Source organism: Arthrobacter sp. Y3221159, from assembly GCF_059089885.1.
The window spans coordinates 1-17,460 of sequence record NZ_JBNHFC010000027.1 but is presented as its reverse complement, the minus strand read 5'-3'; the positions used below and the strand labels follow the sequence as shown (position 1 = coordinate 17,460).

Sequence of the window (17,460 nt, the reverse complement as noted above, 5' to 3'; positions counted from 1 at the left end):
AATAGCCGCCACGGGCATTTGAACTGCCCCGACGCTAGACAAGGCGCCGGGGAGGGAAGGGCCTGCGGGAGGCGCGCTCCATCCCCTCATATTTCCTACTTTGCGGCGCGCTGGCGCGAGACCTCATACAGGGAGATACCCACTGCCATGGAGGCGTTCAGCGATTCCATCGCCGAATCGATGGGGATGGACACGATTTGGTCGCAGTTCTCCCGGACCAGCCGGCTGAGGCCCTTCCCTTCCGAACCCACCACTATGCACACCGGTTCCGTTGCGAGCGTCAGGTCCGGCAGCGAGATGTCGCCGTCGCCGTCGAGGCCCAGAACGAAGATGCCCATGTTCTTGAACTGCTTGAGGGCGTTGTTGAGGTTGGAAGCGCGTGCCACGGGAACGCGGACTGCGGCGCCTGCGCTGGTCTTCCAGGCGGAGGCGGTGACTCCGACGGAACGGCGTTCGGGAACGATGACGCCGTGGCCGCTGAAGGCTGACACGGAGCGGATGATGGCGCCGAGGTTGCGGGGATCGGTGATGCCGTCAAGGGCGACAAAGAGCGGTGCGTTGGGGACGTGCCCCTTCTTCCACTTGTCCACCGTTTCTTCGGCCAGTTCATAGGCATCCGCGTAGTCATACGGCGGGATCTGCAGGACCAGCCCCTGGTGGACGGCGTCATCGGTCATCCGGTCCAGCTCCGGCTTGCCCGTTTCCAGGAGCGGGATGCCGCGCTCGGCAGCGAGCTTCAGGGACTCCTTGACGCGGTCATCCATCTCGATCCGGATGGCGACGTGCAGCGCCTTGGCGGGGATGCCGGCGCGGAGCGCCTCCACCACCGAGTTGCGGCCGGTGACCACTTCCTCGGTGGCACGTCCCTTGGGCCCGGACTTCGCTGCCCCCGCACTGCGGGCACCGGTGCCGCGCTTGGCGGCGGACCGCTCGGCAAGCTGCTTGGCCTTGTGGGCCTTGTGGTACGGCCGGTCTTCCGCCTTGGGCGTTGGCCCCTTGCCTTCCAGGGCCTTTCGGCCATGGCCACCGGTTCCGATGGTTGGGCCCTTTTTCGCTTTAACCGATCGGCGACCATTGTTGGCCATGATGTTCCACCCTTGATTGTGTTGACTGAGTCTGCATACAAGTCTACTGACCGAAGAAAAATCGCCGGACCGCTGCGGGAATCCCTTGGGTCAGTCGCGCTTCAGGCTCCAGGTGGCGCCGTCGGGGCCGTCCTCGACCACCACGCCGGCTTCGTTGAGCATGTCGCGGATGGAGTCCGAGGCAGCCCAGTCCTTGTTGGCCCGCGCCGCGGCCCGGGCAGCGAGCTGAGCCTCCACCAGGACACCGAGCGCATCCGATTCCCGGCTGTTCCGGGTGTCGGCACCGGCAACGGCGTCGAGCCCCAGCACGCCCGTCATGACGGTGACGGCGTGCATCGCCTCACCGGCAGCGTCGTCGTCGCCCTCCGCCAGGGCGGTATTGCCTGCCCGGACGGCCTCGTGCAGGGCAGCCAGCGCGCGCGGCACGTTCAGGTCGTCGTCCATTGCCTCGGAAAATGCCTCCAGGCTTACGGGCGTGCGGGCGCTGGCGTGCCCGGCATCATGCCCCAGGCGGGCCGCGGCTTTGGCAAGGAACCCGTCGATGCGTTCGACGGCGGCCGCAGCCTCCTGGAGCGACGTGGGACGGTAGTCCAGGACGGAGCGGTAGTGGGCCTGGCCGAGGTAGTAGCGGACCACCCGGGGCGGGGCGAGTTCCAGCATTTCTGCGGGGCTGATGGTGTTGCCGATGGACTTGGACATCTTTTCGCCCTCATAGGTCACCATGCCGTTGTGCATCCAGAAACTGGCGAAAGGATGCCCTGCCGCCTGCGACTGCGCCATCTCGTTCTCATGGTGCGGGAAGCGCAGGTCCAGCCCGCCGCCATGGAAGTCAAACTCCGTGCCCAGGTACTTGGTGACCATTGCGGAGCACTCCAGGTGCCAGCCGGGACGGCCTGCCCCCCATGGTGACGCCCAGGAGGCGGTGGCGGGTTCGCCCTCCTTGGAGCCTTTCCACAGGGCGAAGTCGCGGGGGTCCTTCTTCCCGCGCGGATCGGCGTCCGGTGCCGCCTGCATGTCGTCAATGTTCTGCCGGGTCAGGGCGCCGTACTTGCTCCACGAACGCACGTCGAAGTACACGTCACCGGAGTCATCCAGTGCGGGGTAGGCGTGGCCGCGGTCGATCAGCTGCTGGATCAGGGCGTGCATCTCGGGGATGTGGCCAGTGGCCCGCGGCTCGTAGGTGGGCCGGGAAACGCCGAGGGTGTCGTAGGCCCGCAGGAACTCCTGCTCGTAGCGGTACGCCAGCGCCCACCATTCCTCCTGGGCCACTTCCCCCGGCTCCGGCACGAAGCCCGGAGCGAAGGACGCCTCCGACTTCGCGAGGATTTTGTCGTCGATGTCTGTAACGTTCCGGACCACCGTTACCCGGTACCCCCGGAACGTCAGCCAGCGGGTGAGCTGGTCGAAGGCGATGGCGGAACGGATGTGGCCCACGTGGGGCATGCCCTGCACTGTGGCCCCGCAGTAGTACAGGCTGGCCTTTCCTTCGACGAGGGGGACGAAGTTCCGGACTTCAGCGGAGGCAGTGTCATAGAAGCGCAGGGTCACCGCTCCAGACTAGCCGATGGCGCTGGCGGGCCGGGGGTAGACCAGGGCGGTTGCCACGGCGGAGATGCCCTCGCCGCGTCCGGTGAATCCTAGCCGGTCGCTGGTGGTGGCGGTGACGCTGACGGGTGCGTCCGCGGCGTCGCTGAGGACCTGCTGCGATTCCTCCCGCCGGGGCCCGAACTTGGGCCGGTTGGCCACGAACTGGACTGCCACGTTGCCGATCTCGAATCCTGCGGCACGAACGATCCGCGCCGCTTCGGCCAGGAGCGTTACGCCCGAGGCGCCGGCGAATTCGGGGCGGTCAGTGCCGAAGTGGGTGCCGAGGTCCCCGATTCCGGCTGCGGAGAACAGGGCATCCGCCGCCGCATGTGCCACCGGGTCCCCGTCGGAGTGCCCGGCAAGGCCGCGCTCGCCGGGCCATAACAGTCCGCCGAGCCATAGGGGGCGCGCTGAATCGTCTGCTGCATAAGCGTGGACGTCCAGGCCGATGCCCGTCCGGGGAATGATCATCTGCGGGTCTGCCATCCCTAGCCTTCCACCCAGCGCGCGCCAAGCGGGCCTTCCAGCAGCCCTTCGGCCAGGATTAGGTCCAGCGGCGTGGTGATTTTCAGCGACTGGGTAGAACCACGGACCACATGGACCGTGGTTCCGGTCATTTCCACCAGCATGGCATCGTCCGTGACCGCTGCCGCCTGCTGCGAGTCCAGCGACTGGGCGGCCTGGTGGGCCCGTTGGAGCGTGGCCAACCGGAACCCCTGGGGCGTCTGCACGGCGCGCAGGTCCTCACGGGGAGCAGTTCCGGTGACAACCTCCGGCGCCGGTGAACCGTCACCGTCGGCGGTGGCCCTGACTGTCTTGACGGTGTCCACGACGGCGATCGCGGGAATGACCGCCTCAGCGCCGGCAGCGAGGGCGTCGGCGATGCGATGGAAGACGGAGTCGGGCGTCAGCGCGCGGGCGGCGTCGTGGACCATGACGGCGTCCGTGCCCTCCATAAGGGCGCCCAGACCGGCACGAACGGACTCTGCACGCGTTGCTCCGCCGTCAACGATCGTCAGGAGCGGACCGCCGTCGGCAAGCTCTTCGCGGAAGTCCTCACACAGCCTGCGCAGCCCGTCATTTCCGGCGGGCAGCGCAATGCACACTTGGCTGCTGATTCCGGACGCGACGATGCCGCGCAGGGCATGCATCAGGATGGGTTCTCCACCCAGCGGCACTGCAGCCTTGGGCATGCCATAACCAAGCCGTTGCCCCGAACCTGCGGCCACCAGGATCACCGCGGTCACGAGGCGGTTAGGTGTTTCGCTCATGCGGACTAGCCTACGTCGCCGCGGGCCGCAGCGTCCGGCGGGGCGCTGCCGTGTGTTGGCCCGGAAAAATCCGGAACAAAAAAGAAGCCCCGGCGCACTTTCGTGCCGCCGGGGCTTAATTCTTAGGAAGCCAAAACCTCGTCGAGAACGCTTGCCGCCTTCTCTTCATCGGTCTTTTCGGCCAGCGCCAGTTCTGAGATCAGAATCTGCCGGGCCTTGGCCAGCATTCGCTTCTCGCCTGCGGAAAGGCCCCGGTCGTGATCCCGGCGCCACAGGTCGCGGACGACCTCTGCTACCTTGATGACGTCACCGGAAGCAAGCTTCTCCAGATTTGCCTTGTACCTGCGTGACCAGTTGGTGGGCTCCTCGGTGAACTCGGCACGGAGCACATCAAACACGTGCTCCAAGCCATCCTTGCCCACTACGTCCCGGACCCCAACAAGGTCAACGTTTTCTGCTGGAACTTCAATGGTCAGATCACCCTGAGCCACCTTGAGCTTGAGATACATTTTCTCTTCGCCCTTGATGGTGCGCATCTTAATTTCTTCAATCTTCGCAGCACCGTGGTGAGGGTAAACTACTGTCTCGCCGACCTCAAATACCATGTGGACATTTCCCCTTTCCCGCAGACCAGTTTATCACGATTCAGGCATATGACCGGCCGCGGAAAGGGCCCGGAACCGCGAAAATACGCGGAAATTGGCCCAAATCGACCCCCTTGGACCCCTTGACGGATGCGGATAATAGTGCATCGCCGTGGCCCTGCCAAGGGCGATGTGACGCCGCCGAATCCTCGTTTTGGCGGCTTTCCGGATAGGCTATGCCTAAATCTGTTTCAAGACTCTCGAGGAGTACGTGACGTGCGTTTCACTGCGACGAACCGGGCCCAGCGCGGCAAACTGGCACTGACGGCTGCCGCCCTTGGCATCGGACTGCTGACGTCGGGCTGCGGGTACATCAATTCCCAGCAGACAAGCGAGCAGTACCAGGCGTCGGACGGCATTGTCACCGATCTCGGCCCCCTCAAGCTGAGCAACTTCCTCATCGTCTCCAACGGCGAGGACGAGCCGGGCCGGGTCATCGGTGCCGTCTACAACTCCTCGTCCCAGGACGTGAAGCTCACGGTCAACGGCGCCGAGGGCTCGGAGACCGAGGTTCCGGTCAAGGCCAACTCCTACGTCCTGCTGAACAATGACACGGATGAAGCCGTCCTGAGCACCACCGGCGGTATCCCGGGGTCGCTGGTGGATATCAAGATCACCGAAAGCGGCACCAACGTCAGCAACACCGTCAAGGTTCCCGTCCTGGACGCCACCCTGCCGGAGTACAAGGAGTACCTGCCGGCCGGAAGCACCCCGTCGCCTTCCCCCACGCCGTCGCCCACCGCCTCCGAACTTGGCGGCGGCACCGGCCACTAGCCAGCGGCGCAGCAAGCCACATGCAAAAGGGAGGGGCCGGCCGGCCCCTCCCTTTTGCATGTCCCGTAATGCTGCCGTCCCGGCTTCCGTGGATCCCCGGGCGCCTTTACGGCTCGAACTTGTAGCCGAGCCCGCGCACCGTCACCAGGTACCGCGGCGCGGAGGGGTCGGGTTCGATCTTGCCGCGCAGCCGCTTCACGTGGACGTCCAAGGTCTTGGTATCGCCCACATAATCGGAACCCCACACCCGGTCGATGAGCTGGCCGCGGGTCAATACCCGGCCGGAGTTGCGCAGGAGCATCTCGAGCAACTCGAACTCCTTCAGCGGAAGCAGGACCTGCTCGCCGTCCACGCTGACCACGTGCCGCTCGATGTCCATCCGGACCGGGCCGGCCTGCACCGTGGAGGAAATCAGCTCCTCCGGCTCGCCCTGGCGCCGCAGCACCGCCCGGACCCGGGCCACCAGCTCGCGGGAAGAATAGGGTTTGGTGACGTAGTCGTCAGCCCCCAGTTCCAGCCCCACGACTTTATCGATTTCCGAGTCCTTGGCTGTCAGCATGATCACCGGGACGCTTGAACGCTGGCGGAGCTGGCGGCAGACCTCAGTGCCGGACAGGCCCGGGAGCTGCAGATCCAGGAGCACCAGGTCGGCACCGTTGCGGTCGAATTCGGTGATGGCGTCCAGGCCGTTGTCCACCACCTCAACTTCGAAGCCCTCTTTGCCCAACAAATAGGACAAGGGATCACTGAACGAATCCTCGTCCTCCACAATCAAGATCCTGCTCAAGCGCTAGCTCCTCGTTCTTTTGCGCCGGCGGCGCGGGGTACCTGGGTAAGTGTTGGCTGGTCGGCTCGATGCCCTGCCGGCTCCTGCCGGGCGGCGGCCGCGGACGGAACGTCGTCGTCGCCGTCGTGCCCTTCCATCTCAGGCAGGCGGAGGGTGAAGGTGGATCCCTGGCCGGGCTGGGACCACACGGTCACCTCACCGCCATGGTTGGAGGCAACGTGCTTGACGATGCTCAGGCCCAGGCCGGTACCGCCGGTGTGGCGGGACCGTGCCGCATCCACCCGGTAGAAGCGTTCGAAGACGCGTTCCTGTTCTTCCGGGGTAAGGCCCTCACCCTGGTCTGTTACGGAGATGGAGACGAGCCCTTCCCGGGACCGGACTCCGATGCCCACCCGGGTGTTGGCCGGCGAGTACCGGATGGCGTTGTCGATGAGGTTTCGCAGGGCCGTGACCAGCAGGTCCTGGTCGCCGAACACTTTGCCCTCGGTCCGGCCGCCCACCACGATCGTGATGTTCTTGCTTTCCGCGGGCAGCTGGGACCGGTCCACCGCTTCGGCGATCACCGCATTGACGTCCACGGGGCCGCCCTGCTGGGTGACGCTGGCTCCCTGCAGGCGCGACAGTTCGATGATGTCCTGCACCAGCGCGGCAAGCCGGGCGGATTCCTTGTGCATCCGCTTGGCGAAACGGCGGACGGCCTCCTCGTCGTCCGCGGAGGATTCGAGGGCTTCGGCGAGCAGCGAGATGGCGCCCACCGGAGTCTTGAGTTCATGGGAGACGTTGGCGACGAAGTCGTTCCGGATCTCCTCGGTCCGGGTGATCTCCGTGCGGTCGTCCGCAAGCAGGAGGATGTATTCCTCGCCGAGCATGGCTGCCCGCACCTGGACAATGATGGTTCCCTGTCCCAGCGGGCCGCGGGGCAGTTCCAGCTGCTTTTCCAGGATGACGCCGTCGCGCCGGACACCTGCCGTCATGTCCAGCAGTTCCTTGTGGACCACGGTATGTCCACGCACCAGGCCGTAGGCGTAGGCGGCGGGGCTGGCACGGACCACGCCGTCCACCGCGTCGACCACCACAAAGGCCCGCCCGACGATGGCAAGCACTTCCGCTGCGCCGGCGGGTAGAGCCAGTTCCTCGGCGTCGATGTCCAGCAACTGGCGCTGCTTCTCGCTGACCCGGAAGGCGAGCACGCCAAAGGTGCCGAGCGCCAGGCCGACGAGGCCTGCGACCAGACCGATGAGCATAGGATCCACAGGTCCACCTTATGCTCTTGCCGGGGCCCACCCGGCGCGTCCGGACCCCCTGCGCCCACGGTTCAACTAACGTTCACCTTCAAGGGACCAACCGTTTACCGGATACTGGCAGAGTAACGAGTTGGAGTGCCGAACGGCCACACGATTCCTGCTGCCCGGAAGCGGGCCCGGCAGGGATTTCAAGGAAAGGACGCCTACGTGCGTAAGGTTTTTCAGGAAGAACTCACCCACGTGGGTGAGGAGCTGGTTCAGATCTCCCGGCTGGTCACCGAAGCGATGGAAAAGGCCACTACTTCGTTCGAAGTGGCGGACGTGGACCTCGCCCAGGACGTCATTGCCGCGGATGCGCGCATCGACTTCCTGCAGAACAGCCTGGATGAGCGGGCCATCGACATCCTGGCTCTGCAGGGTCCGGTCGCCAGCGACCTGCGCATGATCGTGGGCTCCCTGCGTATGAGCGCATCGCTGGAGCGAATGGGCGACCTCGCCCGCCATATCGCACAGCTGGCCCGCCTCCGCTTCCCGTCGACGGTGATTCCGGCGTCCATGACGGAGACGTTCAAGCAGATGGCCGAGCTGGACAAGGAAATCGCGGCCAAGCTCACCGTGCTGCTGGAGACCCGCGACCTGGAAGTTGCCCGGGACATCCTGAAGGCCAACACGGCCATCAATGACCTGCACCTGAGCGTTTTCAAGGCGATCGCCGCGCCCGAGTGGAACGAGTCGCCCGCCACCACCGTGGACGTGGCCCTTGCCAGCCGCTACTTTGAACGGTTCGCGGACCACGGCGTTTCCGTCGCCCAGAAGGTTACCTACCTGGTGACCGGTGCATGGCAGCCGAACGGCATCGAGCACAGCTGACCCCGCGCAGAGTTTTCGTCCAAATACGGCGGCTTCCCCGCCGCTGAGGTCACCATATCTGGACAAAAACTGCTGGGGGGAAACGACGGCGGGCTGGTCACCAAAGGTGACCAGCCCGCCGTCGGTGTTTGATGCCCTACTTCTTGCCCTGGTTGGCGACCGCGAGGATGGCTTCCTCGGCAGCTTCAGGATCGAGGTAGGTTCCGCCCCGCTTGATGGGCTGGAAGTTCTCATCCAGGTCGTACACCAGCGGGATGCCGGTGGGGATGTTCAGGCTGGCGATAGCTTCGTCGCTGATGCCGTCCAGGTGCTTGACCAGTGCGCGGAGGGAGTTGCCGTGCGCGGTGACCAGGACGGTCTTGCCGGCCTTCAGGTCTTCCTTGATGTCCGATTCCCAGTACGGGAGCAGGCGGACCAACACGTCCTTCAGGCACTCGGTGCGGGGAAGCGCGGCACCGAGTCCGGCGTAGCGCGGGTCGTGGGCCTGGGAGAATTCGGAGTTATCGTCCAGGGGCGGCGGCGGGGTGTCGTAGGAACGGCGCCATTCCATGAACTGGTCCTCGCCGTACTCGGCCAGGGTCTGCGCCTTGTCCTTGCCCTGCAGCGCACCGTAGTGGCGCTCGTTCAGGCGCCAGTCGCGCTTCACCGGGATCCAGCCGCGGTCGGCCTTGTCCAGGGCGATGTTGGCCGTGTTGATGGCCCGCTTCAGCAGGGAGGTGTAGAGCACATCCGGGAGCACGTTGTTCTCCACCAGGAGCTCACCGCCCCGCGCTGCTTCCTCGCGGCCCTGGTCGTTCAGGTCAACGTCCACCCAGCCGGTGAACAGGTTCTTGGCGTTCCATTCGCTGTGGCCGTGGCGCAGCAGAATCAGCTTGTAAGTCATGATTTTCATCCTAGCCGAGCGCCGTTGCCGACCGCCCAGCGTTACAAGCCGACGGCGGGGAGCCGCCGCTGCCGTGGCAACGGTAAGGTGGGGCGGTGGTTCAAAAGGCTGAACGGGTGGCCGCCCCGCAGATCACCGGCAGGAGCGCGGCGGGCAGGCAGGGCAGGCCCGTGGGCAACGTGACCCGCGGCACTACCAATCCCAACCGCATGCGCCGCCTCGACCGCTGGCTGGCCGGGCCTCAGGCCTGGCGCCTCCGCTCTGCGGCTGACCCGCTGGTGGTGGACCTGGGCTATGGGGCCACGCCGGCCACCGCCGTCGAACTCTATGAACGGCTGGCCGCCGTCCGGCCGGATGTACAGGTCTGCGGCATCGAGATAGAACCCTCGCGCGTCAGTGCCGCCTTGCCCCTTCAGCGGCCGGGCCTGAGCTTCCACGTGGGCGGTTTTGAACTTCCCGTCCCCGGCCGCCCGGTCCTGGTGCGTGCCTTCAACGTGCTGCGGCAGTATGAGGAGGCGGACGTCGCAGGCATCTGGCGGCTTGTCCAGGACCGTCTCTCCGACGACGGCCTCTTCATTGACGGGACCTGCGATGAGATCGGCCGGCGGGTGACGTGGGTGGCGCTCGACGCCGAACGGCCCCTGTCACTGAGCATTTCCGTCCGCTTCGGCAGCTTCAACCTGCCCTCGGATGTGGCCGAACGCCTGCCAAAGGCGCTCATACACCGCAACGTGCCCGGCGAACGGGTGCACGGGCTGCTGCAGGCGATGGACCGCGCCTGGCTGGAAGCCGCTCCCCTGGCGTCGTTCGGCAACCGGCAGCGGTGGCAGGGCATGTGCCGGTCATTGCGGGACGCCGGCTGGCCGGTGCAGGACGGTCCTGCCCGCTGGCGGCTTGGCGAACTGACGGTGGACTGGGAAGCGGTGGCTCCGGGGCTTTAGCCGGATAGGCCCACGCCGGCAGGGTTCCTGGGCGAGCTTGCGAGCCTGGGGGGCCGGTGGTGGGCCCACGCCGGCAGGGGTTCCTGGGCGAGCTTGCGAGCCTGGGGGGCCGGTGGTGGGCCCACGCCGGCAGGGGTTCCTGGGCGAGCTTGCGAGCCTGGGGGGCCGGTGGGGATTACCAGGGGCCGTAGGGGCCCATGTTGCGGCTGCCGCCACGGCCTGCGTCCTTGACGGCCGGCCGTACGTCTGCGAGGTAAACAGAGGCGGCCACCACGGCGGCAAGCCCGAAGAGGCCCAGGGTACCGAAGATGCCGCCGCCGCTGCCGAACAGTGAAATGACACCAACAAAGGCCGCGCCGCCGGTCAATGCCAGCCAAAAGGTCTTGGTCCGCTTGCCGGTTGCCTCGAAGGCGTTGGCGCGGTGCCGCGCGCAGTCCACCACGGCCCAGAGCTCCAGGCCCAGCGCCACAAGGGCAAGGATAAAGAACACTGCCTGTTCAACAGGCCGAATAATCAGTTCACCGTCCACAACCCAAGCCTAGCCTCCCAGCGTGTCCAGCGCCTGCTCCAGGTCAGCCCAAAGGTCTTCGACATTCTCGATGCCCACGCTCAGGCGGACCAGGTTCTCCGGAACGCTCGCCGGCTCGGCAGCATGCCGGCGCCTGCGTTCGATAAGGGATTCGACGCCGCCGAGGGACGTTGCCGGCAGCCACAGCTCCAGGGCCTGGACCAGTTTGTCCGCCGCGCCGGCGCCGTCCTGTCCCCCGGCAGGGGCCACCTGGACGCAGACGATGGATCCGAATCCCTTCATCTGGGCCTTCGCCCGCTCGTGGCCCGGGTCCGCGGGCAGCCCCGGGAACCGGATCGACTCGATCCCGGGATGGTTGCTGAGCCGCTCCGCCAGGATCATGGCGGACTGCTGTGACCGTTCCACCCTGAGCGCGAGCGTCCGCAGGCCCCGCAGCGCCAGCCATGCTTCGAAGGGGCCGGCAATGCCGCCATGGATGGTCCTGTTGTGCAGAAGGGCCGAGCGGATGTCCGGGTTTGACGTCACCAGGGCGCCCAGCACGACGTCGGAATGGCCGGCCAGGTACTTGGTCACCGAATGCAGGACGACGTCGGACCCCAGGGCCAGCGGCTGCTGCACCAACGGCGTGGAGAAAGTATTGTCCGTGACCACGATGGCGCCGGCGGCGTGCGCTGCCTCCGTGAGCGCCGCGACGTCGGCGATGCCGAGCATCGGATTGGTGGGGCTTTCCAGCCACAGCATCGCCGCGGCCCGGGCTCCCGAACCGCCCGGCGCCAGGGCAGCCTGGACGGCGGCCGTGTCGGCGATATCCACGGTGCGGAGCTCGACGAAACCCTTCTGGGCCAGCTCCGAGGCCATCACCAGGGTCCCCGAATAGCTGTGGGTGGGCATGACCAGCGCTCCCCCGGCCGGTACAAGCGACAGGGCGGAGCTGACGGCTGCGAGGCCCGAGGCGTACAGCAGCCCGGGCAGTTCGGCGCCTTCGAGCTGGGCGAGTGCCTCTTCGAAGGGATCCCATGTGGGGTTGGAGTAGCGCCCGTAGCCGCGGTCGCCGGTATCGAGCGAACCCGTGCCGTAGTAGGTGGACGAAAGGACCAGGGGCGGGTTGACCGGCATGTCCCGTTCCCGCGGGGGACGCCCGGCCGCAACCACCACTGTCTCTGCTGACAAGGCGGCCGCGTGCTGTTCGGAAAGACTCATGGTCAAAAGCGTACTGGCCCGGCTCCGGTGTTCCCCGAAGGGCAAGGCAGGGCTGGCAGGACTGTCCACATGAACCCTTCTCCAATCGTTGATTGCCCCTCGCGGTCGGTAGGCTTGAGGGGTGAGCACACAAGGGTCCGGACTTTTCATCGCGTTTGAAGGCGGCGACGGTGCCGGCAAATCGACGCAGGCGGCCCGGCTCGCGGAAGCCCTGGAATCCCGGGGGCTCACAGTGCTCCGCACCCGGGAGCCGGGCGGAACCCCCATCGGTGAGAAGCTGCGTTCCCTGGTCCTGGACCATGGCCACGGGCACATCGATGCCCACACCGAAGCCCTAATTTTCGCCGCCTCGCGGGCCGCGCATGCCACCCAGGTGATCCGGCCGGCACTGGAGCGCGGCGAGATCGTCCTGACGGACCGCTACATCGATTCCTCCGTCGCCTACCAGGGCGCCGGGCGGAGTCTCGGCACGGACTCGGTCCAGTCCCTGAACGAGTGGGCCACGTCCGGCCTGCAACCGCACCTCACCATCCTGCTGGACGTGGACCCGGCAGTGGGACGCCAGCGCCGCACCGCCGGTGACGCCGCTGAAGACCGGCTGGAGTCCGAAGCGGACGAATTCCACGGCCGCATCCGGGAAGCATTCCTCGGGCTGGCCCGCAGCCGCCCGGACGCCTATCTGGTGCTGCCCGCCCGGCTCCCGGTCGGGGACCTCGCGGCACAAATCCTGGAGCGCGTGGATGCCCTGCTGACAGTCCGCCCAGTGACCCCTGCCGGTGCTGTTCCCTCCCTGGGCGCCCGCGGCGGCGGTAACCCATGACCGTGTGGGACGACCTCCAGGGCCAGCCCGCCGTCGTCGAACAACTGCGGCAGGCCTCCACCGGTGACAGCCTGACCCATGCCTGGCTGTTCACCGGTCCTCCGGGTTCCGGACGCTCGAATGCGGCCAAGGCGTTTGCCGCTGCGCTCAACTGCGACCAGGAGGACGTGAACCTGCGCGGCTGCGGCACATGCCAGGCATGCCACACCATCCTGGGCGAAACGCATTCGGATGTAACCTTTGTCCGGACCGAAAAGGTCACTATCACCATTGACGAGGCGCGTGAACTTGTGGCCACCGCCGGAAACCGGCCGTCGTCCGGCCGGTGGCGGATCATCGTGGTGGAAGACGCGGACCGGATGGCGGAGCGGACCACCAATGTGCTCCTCAAGGCGATTGAGGAGCCCACGCCGCGGACGGTGTGGATGCTGTGCGCGCCCTCCCCCGCGGACGTGCTGGTCACCATCCGTTCCCGCTGCCGGAGCGTGGCGCTGCGGTTGCCACCCGCCTCGGATGTTGCCGCCCTCCTGGTGAAGCGCGACGGCGTTGATCCTGCGCTTGCCGAACGGGCGGCCCGCGCCGCGCAAAGCCACGTGGGCATTGCCCGCCGCCTGGCCAGGGATGCCGCGGCCCGGGAACGCCGCCTCGAAACCGTGAGGTTCCCGCTCGGGCTGCGGGGTGTCACGGCGGCCGTAATGATGGCGGACAAGCTCGTGAAAATCGCCACCGCGGAGGCCACCAGCTCGAACGAGGAGCGCGATGCTGCGGAGAAGGCCGCACTGCTCGCCACGCTGGGCGCACCCGAGTCTGGCACCCTTCCGCCGGCCATGCGAAGCCAGCTGAAACAGCTCGAGGATGACCAGAAACGCCGGGCGAAGCGGTCCATCACCGATTCCCTGGACCGGACCCTCACCGATTTGCTGTCGTTCTACCGCGACGTGCTGATCATCCAGCTCGGGAATGCTGTGGAGCTGGTAAACGTTGAGCTGAGGAGCGAATTGGAGGAGTTCGCCAGCCGCTCCACGCCAGAAACCACCCTCGCGCGGATGGACGCAATCAACAAAGCCCGTGAACGCATCACCACCACCAACGTTGCCCCGCTGTTGACCATTGAATCCATGGCAGCCAGCCTGATCTAACCCTCCAAGGAGACCCGATGACTGCCCGCCCCCTGCCCGCATGCCCCCGGTCCCTCGCGACCGGGCTCCGTGCCGCCGGCGCCCTGGTTCTTGCCATGGTGCTGGCCTCGTGCAGCCTGCTCAACGGCGGAGACCGCAACCAGGAGACAGCAACCGCCAAGGCCGATCCTTCCATCGTGGCCTCCGCCCCTTCCGGGCTGGAGCGTTTCTACTCCCAGGAAGTGGTGTGGGAGCCCTGCGAGAACGAGTTCCAGTGCGCCAAGATCACCGTTCCCATGGATTACGGGGATCCTGACGGCGAGACCATCCAAATAGCCGCCCTGAAGGCGGCCAGCACCGGCAACAGGACTGGAAGCCTGCTGGTCAACCCCGGGGGACCCGGGGCGTCCGGCTACGACTTCGTCAAGGATGCAGCCACAACGCACTTCTCGCAGCCGGTCCGGGACGCATATGACCTGGTGGGCTTCGATCCCCGCGGAGTGAAGCGCTCGGCACCCGTCAACTGCCTGACTGATGCCGAGCGGGATGCCGCAAGGGCCAAGATCTACGACCTGGAAACGGATGCCGGCCTGGCAACTGCCCGGGCCGACAACAAGGCGATCGCTGACCAGTGCGCCGAGAAGACCGGCGAGGTCCTGGCACATATCGACACGCAGAGCGCCGCGAAGGACCTGGACATCCTCCGCGCCGTGGTCAATGACACCAAGCTGAACTACCTGGGCTACTCCTACGGCACGTTCCTGGGTTCCACCTACGCATCCCTTTTCCCGGACAATGTGGGGCGGATGGTGCTGGACGGCGCCCTCGATCCCTCCATCAGCTATGAGGAGGTGACCAGCGGACAGGCCCGCGCCTTCGAGAAGGCCATCCGGGCCTACGTTGCCAGCTGCCAGCAGCAGGACGGCTGCCCGCTGAACGGTGACGTGGATTCCGGTGTGGAGCAGATCCGCGAACTTATAGCGGCAGTCAAGGAGACGCCGCGTACCGCCAAGGACGGCCGCGTGGTCAACGCAACGATGCTAGTGAGCGGCCTGATCACACCGCTCTACAACGACCAGAGCTGGCCGGCCCTGACCCAGGCACTCGAGGCGGCGATGACAGGGGACGTGAGCCTGATGCTGCGCCTCGCGGACCTCGGCGCGGACCGTTCATCCAATGGCTCGTACACATCCAACTCGACGTTCGCCTTCAACGCGATCAACTGCCTGGACTACCCCATGGAGTCCGACCCGGCAGCCATGCGCGCCGAACAACAGCGCCTGATGCAGGAGTCACCCACGCTCGGATACTTCTTCGCCTACGGCGGGACCAGCTGCCAGGACTGGCCGCACGAGAACGTCCGGACTCCCGCCCCGGTTGAGTACACCGGTGAATCGCCCATCGTGGTGATCGGCACTACGGGCGACCCCGCCACCCCTGTTGAATGGGCGTCATCGCTGCGAAAGCAGCTGGGAAATGCCACGCTGCTGACCTGGGAGGGTGAGGGGCACACGGCCTATGGTCGGGCCAACAGCTGCCTGGAGGATCCCGTGGACAGGTACCTGGTGAGCGGTGAGGTGCCCGCCGACAACACCGTGTGCTGAGCACCTCAGCTGCCGGCCCCCGCGCCATTTTGACCCGGGCGCGGGGACTCTATTACAGTTGACTCTTGCATGAGGCACCCGGTTCCGCCGGAAACCCCATGCGCGCTTCCTTAGCTCAGTCGGTAGAGCGTTTCACTCGTAATGAAAAGGTCATCAGTTCGATTCTGATAGGAAGCTCGGGATAAACCCCGGACAGCCCCTAAATGCAGGGGTTTCCGGGGTTTTTCGCTGGTTAAGCGACTAGTACCGCCTGGGCGCAGGGCACACTTATGGCACACTTTGCTGACTCCTTTCAACCAGACTGGGTCTTAGTGTTGCGACTCTAGTCGCCACGAGGAGTCTCTTGCCGAAGCTATGGTGAGGCTATGAGCCTCACCGAATGTGCTGAAGACCTCGCCTACACACTGAGAAACTCGGGTCACGGCCTAGAGCAGATAACTTTGGCCTCTGCCGGCGATCCCCGCGGCTTCAGCGTCATCCTCGACACCGCCCGAAGGATAGCTGCTGCCTCTGGATGGCCAGTTACAGAGCTGACAGTGGATGATCTGAAAAAGCTCCGGACTCTCCCTGAACGGGGCTACCTGATCATTCAAGCAGGGTCGACGGGACTGCGCTGCGACGCTTAGTTCGCTCTGCGCCTCATCGCCACACGAACGGTGAGGTGGCATACGAATGCCGCAAGCACCAGGACGACCGCGCCCAGTGCTCGATCCCTCGCGCGTACCGGAATCCCGCCGCGGTCAAGTTCTCTGCCTGCCGCGATCACGCCGGGCAGCATCACGGGCACCGCGGTCACGACGCCTGCCGTGTAGCGCCGCGCAAGCACAGTCGCGCCGAGGTGCGTCCAGACGTGTGCACCTAGCCCTGCGACCACTGCCCGGTACAGGCGCGAACTGCCCGCCGTCTGTGCGCCGCGTATGCAAGCGCATCCGACGAGCACACCCATCAAGCCGACCGCTGCCCAGGACTGACGCGAGTCCATCCTCAGCGCGTGAATCCCAGTACGGTCAGCCAGGTAGTTGCAACTGGCAGGGAAGGTTGCGGCTTCCTCGAGGTCGTGCAGCGCCCATGCGAGGAAGAGCCATGCTGGTCCACAACGCCATGTGCGATTCCGAAGTTTCTGGGGTGCTGCCACTCGTTCATCATTCCAGTAAAAGGCCGGATTTTGGCGTGGGCCCCTTTCTTCCCCGGCATATCTAAGTAGCGGGCTTACCAAGAATTCCAAGGTAGGGTCGCCCCATGATTGATGCCGAACGCCCGTGGACGATCGCCGCGGTGTGCGTCATGGCCCCGGCCCTGGCCGTGTTGGTGTTCAGCCTGGCGGATCCCATCATCCAGCTGCTGCCCTGGTACGCGGCCGTCTACCTGCTGGTCGGGGCCTGCATCTTCGGGCCAGTCAGGAAGGTCCTGTCGGTTCGGCAGGCCGTGGCATTCCTGCTTCCCGGTGCCCTGCTTGTGGTGCTCGCGCTGCTGGGCCTGGGTTTCTGGGCCGGCGGCTGGCTGGTTGGCCTGCCCGCATGGGGACTGTTGGTGACCCGCTGGACGTCGGAGAACCCGCTCCGGGCGGGCCAGCTGCTGACGTTCGCCGCGCTGTGGGTGCTGGGGCTGGTGATCTTCACCTTCAACGGCATCTGGCCGGTCTTCAGCCTCGGACTGTTCACCCTGCCGATCATCCCCCTCATTCGGTTCGCCTACCCCGAGTACAGGGCCCGGCCGCTGCAAGCCGGGGCGGAGGTTTTCCTGGCCGTGGCCGCGGTCGTGGTGGCCTTCGCAACCCCTACGCCCGAGGGAGCGTGGGCGTCGCCCTCGATATACGCCGGCGGGGCAGCAACTGCCGGGCTGATGATTGCTTTCTGGGCCAGGGGTGTCCCCCGCCGCCGGAGGGCCATGCCCAATGACGGTGTGGCTGTCTAGGTCCCGGAGGCTTAAAATGATCGTAAGTTTGCGCCCTTCTTACTCTCAGCTCGCCTAGGGTGCAGCGCCAGGGAGGGAACGCCATGGACGCTAGAGAGAATTCCGAGCCGCACGGCAACCCGTCGCCCGTCCATGTTAGATCGGCAGTGGCGACGGGGAATCCGGACCGATGGGCCGCAGTGGCAGGTC

Annotated in this window: 19 protein-coding genes and 1 tRNA gene; 9 read left to right on the top strand and 11 right to left on the bottom strand. The window is 66.0% G+C overall.

The window, feature by feature from the left end; genetic code table 11:
- Positions 1 to 95: 95 nt before the first annotated feature.
- The 5 genes from rlmB to AC5RT3_RS19305 form a co-directional block, all read right to left on the bottom strand.
- Positions 96 to 1,085 (bottom strand): 23S rRNA (guanosine(2251)-2'-O)-methyltransferase RlmB, encoded by a 990-nt coding sequence (rlmB, locus tag AC5RT3_RS19325; protein ID WP_494010713.1) that lies wholly within the window; start codon positions 1,083 to 1,085, stop codon positions 96 to 98.
- A gap of 90 nt (positions 1,086 to 1,175) precedes the next feature.
- Positions 1,176 to 2,633 carry a cysteine--tRNA ligase gene (gene cysS, locus AC5RT3_RS19320; protein ID WP_494103797.1) on the bottom strand — a complete coding sequence of 486 codons (1,458 nt, stop codon included), beginning with the start codon at positions 2,631 to 2,633 and terminating at the stop codon, positions 1,176 to 1,178.
- 9 nt (positions 2,634 to 2,642) lie between these two features.
- Complete coding sequence (gene ispF, locus AC5RT3_RS19315; RefSeq protein WP_494103798.1) at positions 2,643 to 3,158, bottom strand: 2-C-methyl-D-erythritol 2,4-cyclodiphosphate synthase; 516 nt, start codon at positions 3,156 to 3,158, stop codon at positions 2,643 to 2,645.
- Positions 3,159 to 3,160: 2 nt separating this feature from the next.
- Positions 3,161 to 3,943: a 2-C-methyl-D-erythritol 4-phosphate cytidylyltransferase gene (ispD, locus tag AC5RT3_RS19310; RefSeq protein ID WP_494103799.1), complete on the bottom strand. Its 783-nt coding sequence runs from the start codon at positions 3,941 to 3,943 to the stop codon at positions 3,161 to 3,163.
- A gap of 122 nt (positions 3,944 to 4,065) precedes the next feature.
- A complete protein-coding gene (locus AC5RT3_RS19305) occupies positions 4,066 to 4,548 on the bottom strand; it encodes a CarD family transcriptional regulator (protein WP_009357288.1) in 483 nt (160 codons plus the stop codon).
- A 255-nt stretch (positions 4,549 to 4,803) separates the two neighbouring features.
- Here AC5RT3_RS19305 and AC5RT3_RS19300 point away from each other — a divergent pair, with 255 nt between their 5' ends.
- Positions 4,804 to 5,361: a hypothetical protein gene (locus tag AC5RT3_RS19300; RefSeq protein WP_494010717.1), complete on the top strand. Its 558-nt coding sequence runs from the start codon at positions 4,804 to 4,806 to the stop codon at positions 5,359 to 5,361.
- Positions 5,362 to 5,467: 106 nt separating this feature from the next.
- Here AC5RT3_RS19300 and AC5RT3_RS19295 read toward each other — a convergent pair whose 3' ends face one another.
- Complete coding sequence (locus tag AC5RT3_RS19295) at positions 5,468 to 6,148, bottom strand: response regulator (protein ID WP_494010718.1); 681 nt, start codon at positions 6,146 to 6,148, stop codon at positions 5,468 to 5,470.
- Entirely contained in the window at positions 6,145 to 7,392 is a 1,248-nt protein-coding gene (locus tag AC5RT3_RS19290) for a sensor histidine kinase (RefSeq protein ID WP_494053705.1), read from the bottom strand. The genes AC5RT3_RS19295 and AC5RT3_RS19290 overlap by 4 nt, the downstream gene beginning before the upstream one ends.
- 207 nt (positions 7,393 to 7,599) lie before the next feature.
- Between AC5RT3_RS19290 and phoU the strand changes: the two genes are divergently transcribed.
- On the top strand, positions 7,600 to 8,262 hold the full coding sequence (phoU, locus tag AC5RT3_RS19285; RefSeq protein ID WP_494053696.1) for a phosphate signaling complex protein PhoU: 663 nt from the start codon (positions 7,600 to 7,602) through the stop codon (positions 8,260 to 8,262).
- 136 nt (positions 8,263 to 8,398) lie between these two features.
- On the opposite strand, the gene AC5RT3_RS19280 is transcribed toward phoU, so the two are convergent.
- Entirely contained in the window at positions 8,399 to 9,145 is a 747-nt protein-coding gene (locus AC5RT3_RS19280; protein ID WP_494010720.1) for a phosphoglyceromutase, read from the bottom strand.
- Positions 9,146 to 9,240: 95 nt separating this feature from the next.
- On the opposite strand from AC5RT3_RS19280, the gene AC5RT3_RS19275 reads away from it, so the two are divergent.
- On the top strand, positions 9,241 to 10,086 hold the full coding sequence (locus AC5RT3_RS19275; RefSeq protein WP_494053697.1) for a class I SAM-dependent methyltransferase: 846 nt from the start codon (positions 9,241 to 9,243) through the stop codon (positions 10,084 to 10,086).
- Positions 10,087 to 10,261: 175 nt separating this feature from the next.
- Here the strand turns inward: AC5RT3_RS19275 and AC5RT3_RS19270 are convergent, their stop codons facing one another.
- Entirely contained in the window at positions 10,262 to 10,615 is a 354-nt protein-coding gene (locus tag AC5RT3_RS19270; RefSeq protein ID WP_494053698.1) for a DUF2516 family protein, read from the bottom strand.
- Between the two features lie 9 nt (positions 10,616 to 10,624).
- Complete coding sequence (locus AC5RT3_RS19265) at positions 10,625 to 11,815, bottom strand: trans-sulfuration enzyme family protein (protein WP_494053699.1); 1,191 nt, start codon at positions 11,813 to 11,815, stop codon at positions 10,625 to 10,627.
- A gap of 121 nt (positions 11,816 to 11,936) precedes the next feature.
- Between AC5RT3_RS19265 and tmk the strand changes: the two genes are divergently transcribed.
- The 5 genes from tmk (at position 11,937) to AC5RT3_RS19240 (ending at position 15,983) form a co-directional block, all read left to right on the top strand.
- Positions 11,937 to 12,635: a dTMP kinase gene (tmk, locus tag AC5RT3_RS19260; RefSeq protein ID WP_494053700.1), complete on the top strand. Its 699-nt coding sequence runs from the start codon at positions 11,937 to 11,939 to the stop codon at positions 12,633 to 12,635.
- On the top strand, positions 12,632 to 13,774 hold the full coding sequence (locus AC5RT3_RS19255) for a DNA polymerase III subunit delta' (protein WP_494053701.1): 1,143 nt from the start codon (positions 12,632 to 12,634) through the stop codon (positions 13,772 to 13,774). The genes tmk and AC5RT3_RS19255 overlap by 4 nt, the downstream gene beginning before the upstream one ends.
- Before the next feature lie 17 nt (positions 13,775 to 13,791).
- Entirely contained in the window at positions 13,792 to 15,357 is a 1,566-nt protein-coding gene (locus AC5RT3_RS19250; RefSeq protein ID WP_494053702.1) for an alpha/beta hydrolase, read from the top strand.
- 104 nt (positions 15,358 to 15,461) lie between these two features.
- A tRNA-Thr gene (locus tag AC5RT3_RS19245) sits at positions 15,462 to 15,534 on the top strand.
- A gap of 188 nt (positions 15,535 to 15,722) precedes the next feature.
- Positions 15,723 to 15,983, top strand: a complete 261-nt coding sequence (locus AC5RT3_RS19240; protein WP_494053703.1) for a hypothetical protein — start codon at positions 15,723 to 15,725, stop codon at positions 15,981 to 15,983.
- On the opposite strand, the gene AC5RT3_RS19235 is transcribed toward AC5RT3_RS19240, so the two are convergent.
- Positions 15,980 to 16,492: an HXXEE domain-containing protein gene (locus AC5RT3_RS19235; RefSeq protein ID WP_494010726.1), complete on the bottom strand. Its 513-nt coding sequence runs from the start codon at positions 16,490 to 16,492 to the stop codon at positions 15,980 to 15,982. The two genes, AC5RT3_RS19240 and AC5RT3_RS19235, sit on opposite strands and share 4 nt — an antisense overlap.
- 104 nt (positions 16,493 to 16,596) lie before the next feature.
- Here AC5RT3_RS19235 and AC5RT3_RS19230 point away from each other — a divergent pair, with 104 nt between their 5' ends.
- A complete protein-coding gene (locus AC5RT3_RS19230) occupies positions 16,597 to 17,271 on the top strand; it encodes a hypothetical protein (RefSeq protein ID WP_494010727.1) in 675 nt (224 codons plus the stop codon).
- Positions 17,272 to 17,460: the final 189 nt, after the last annotated feature.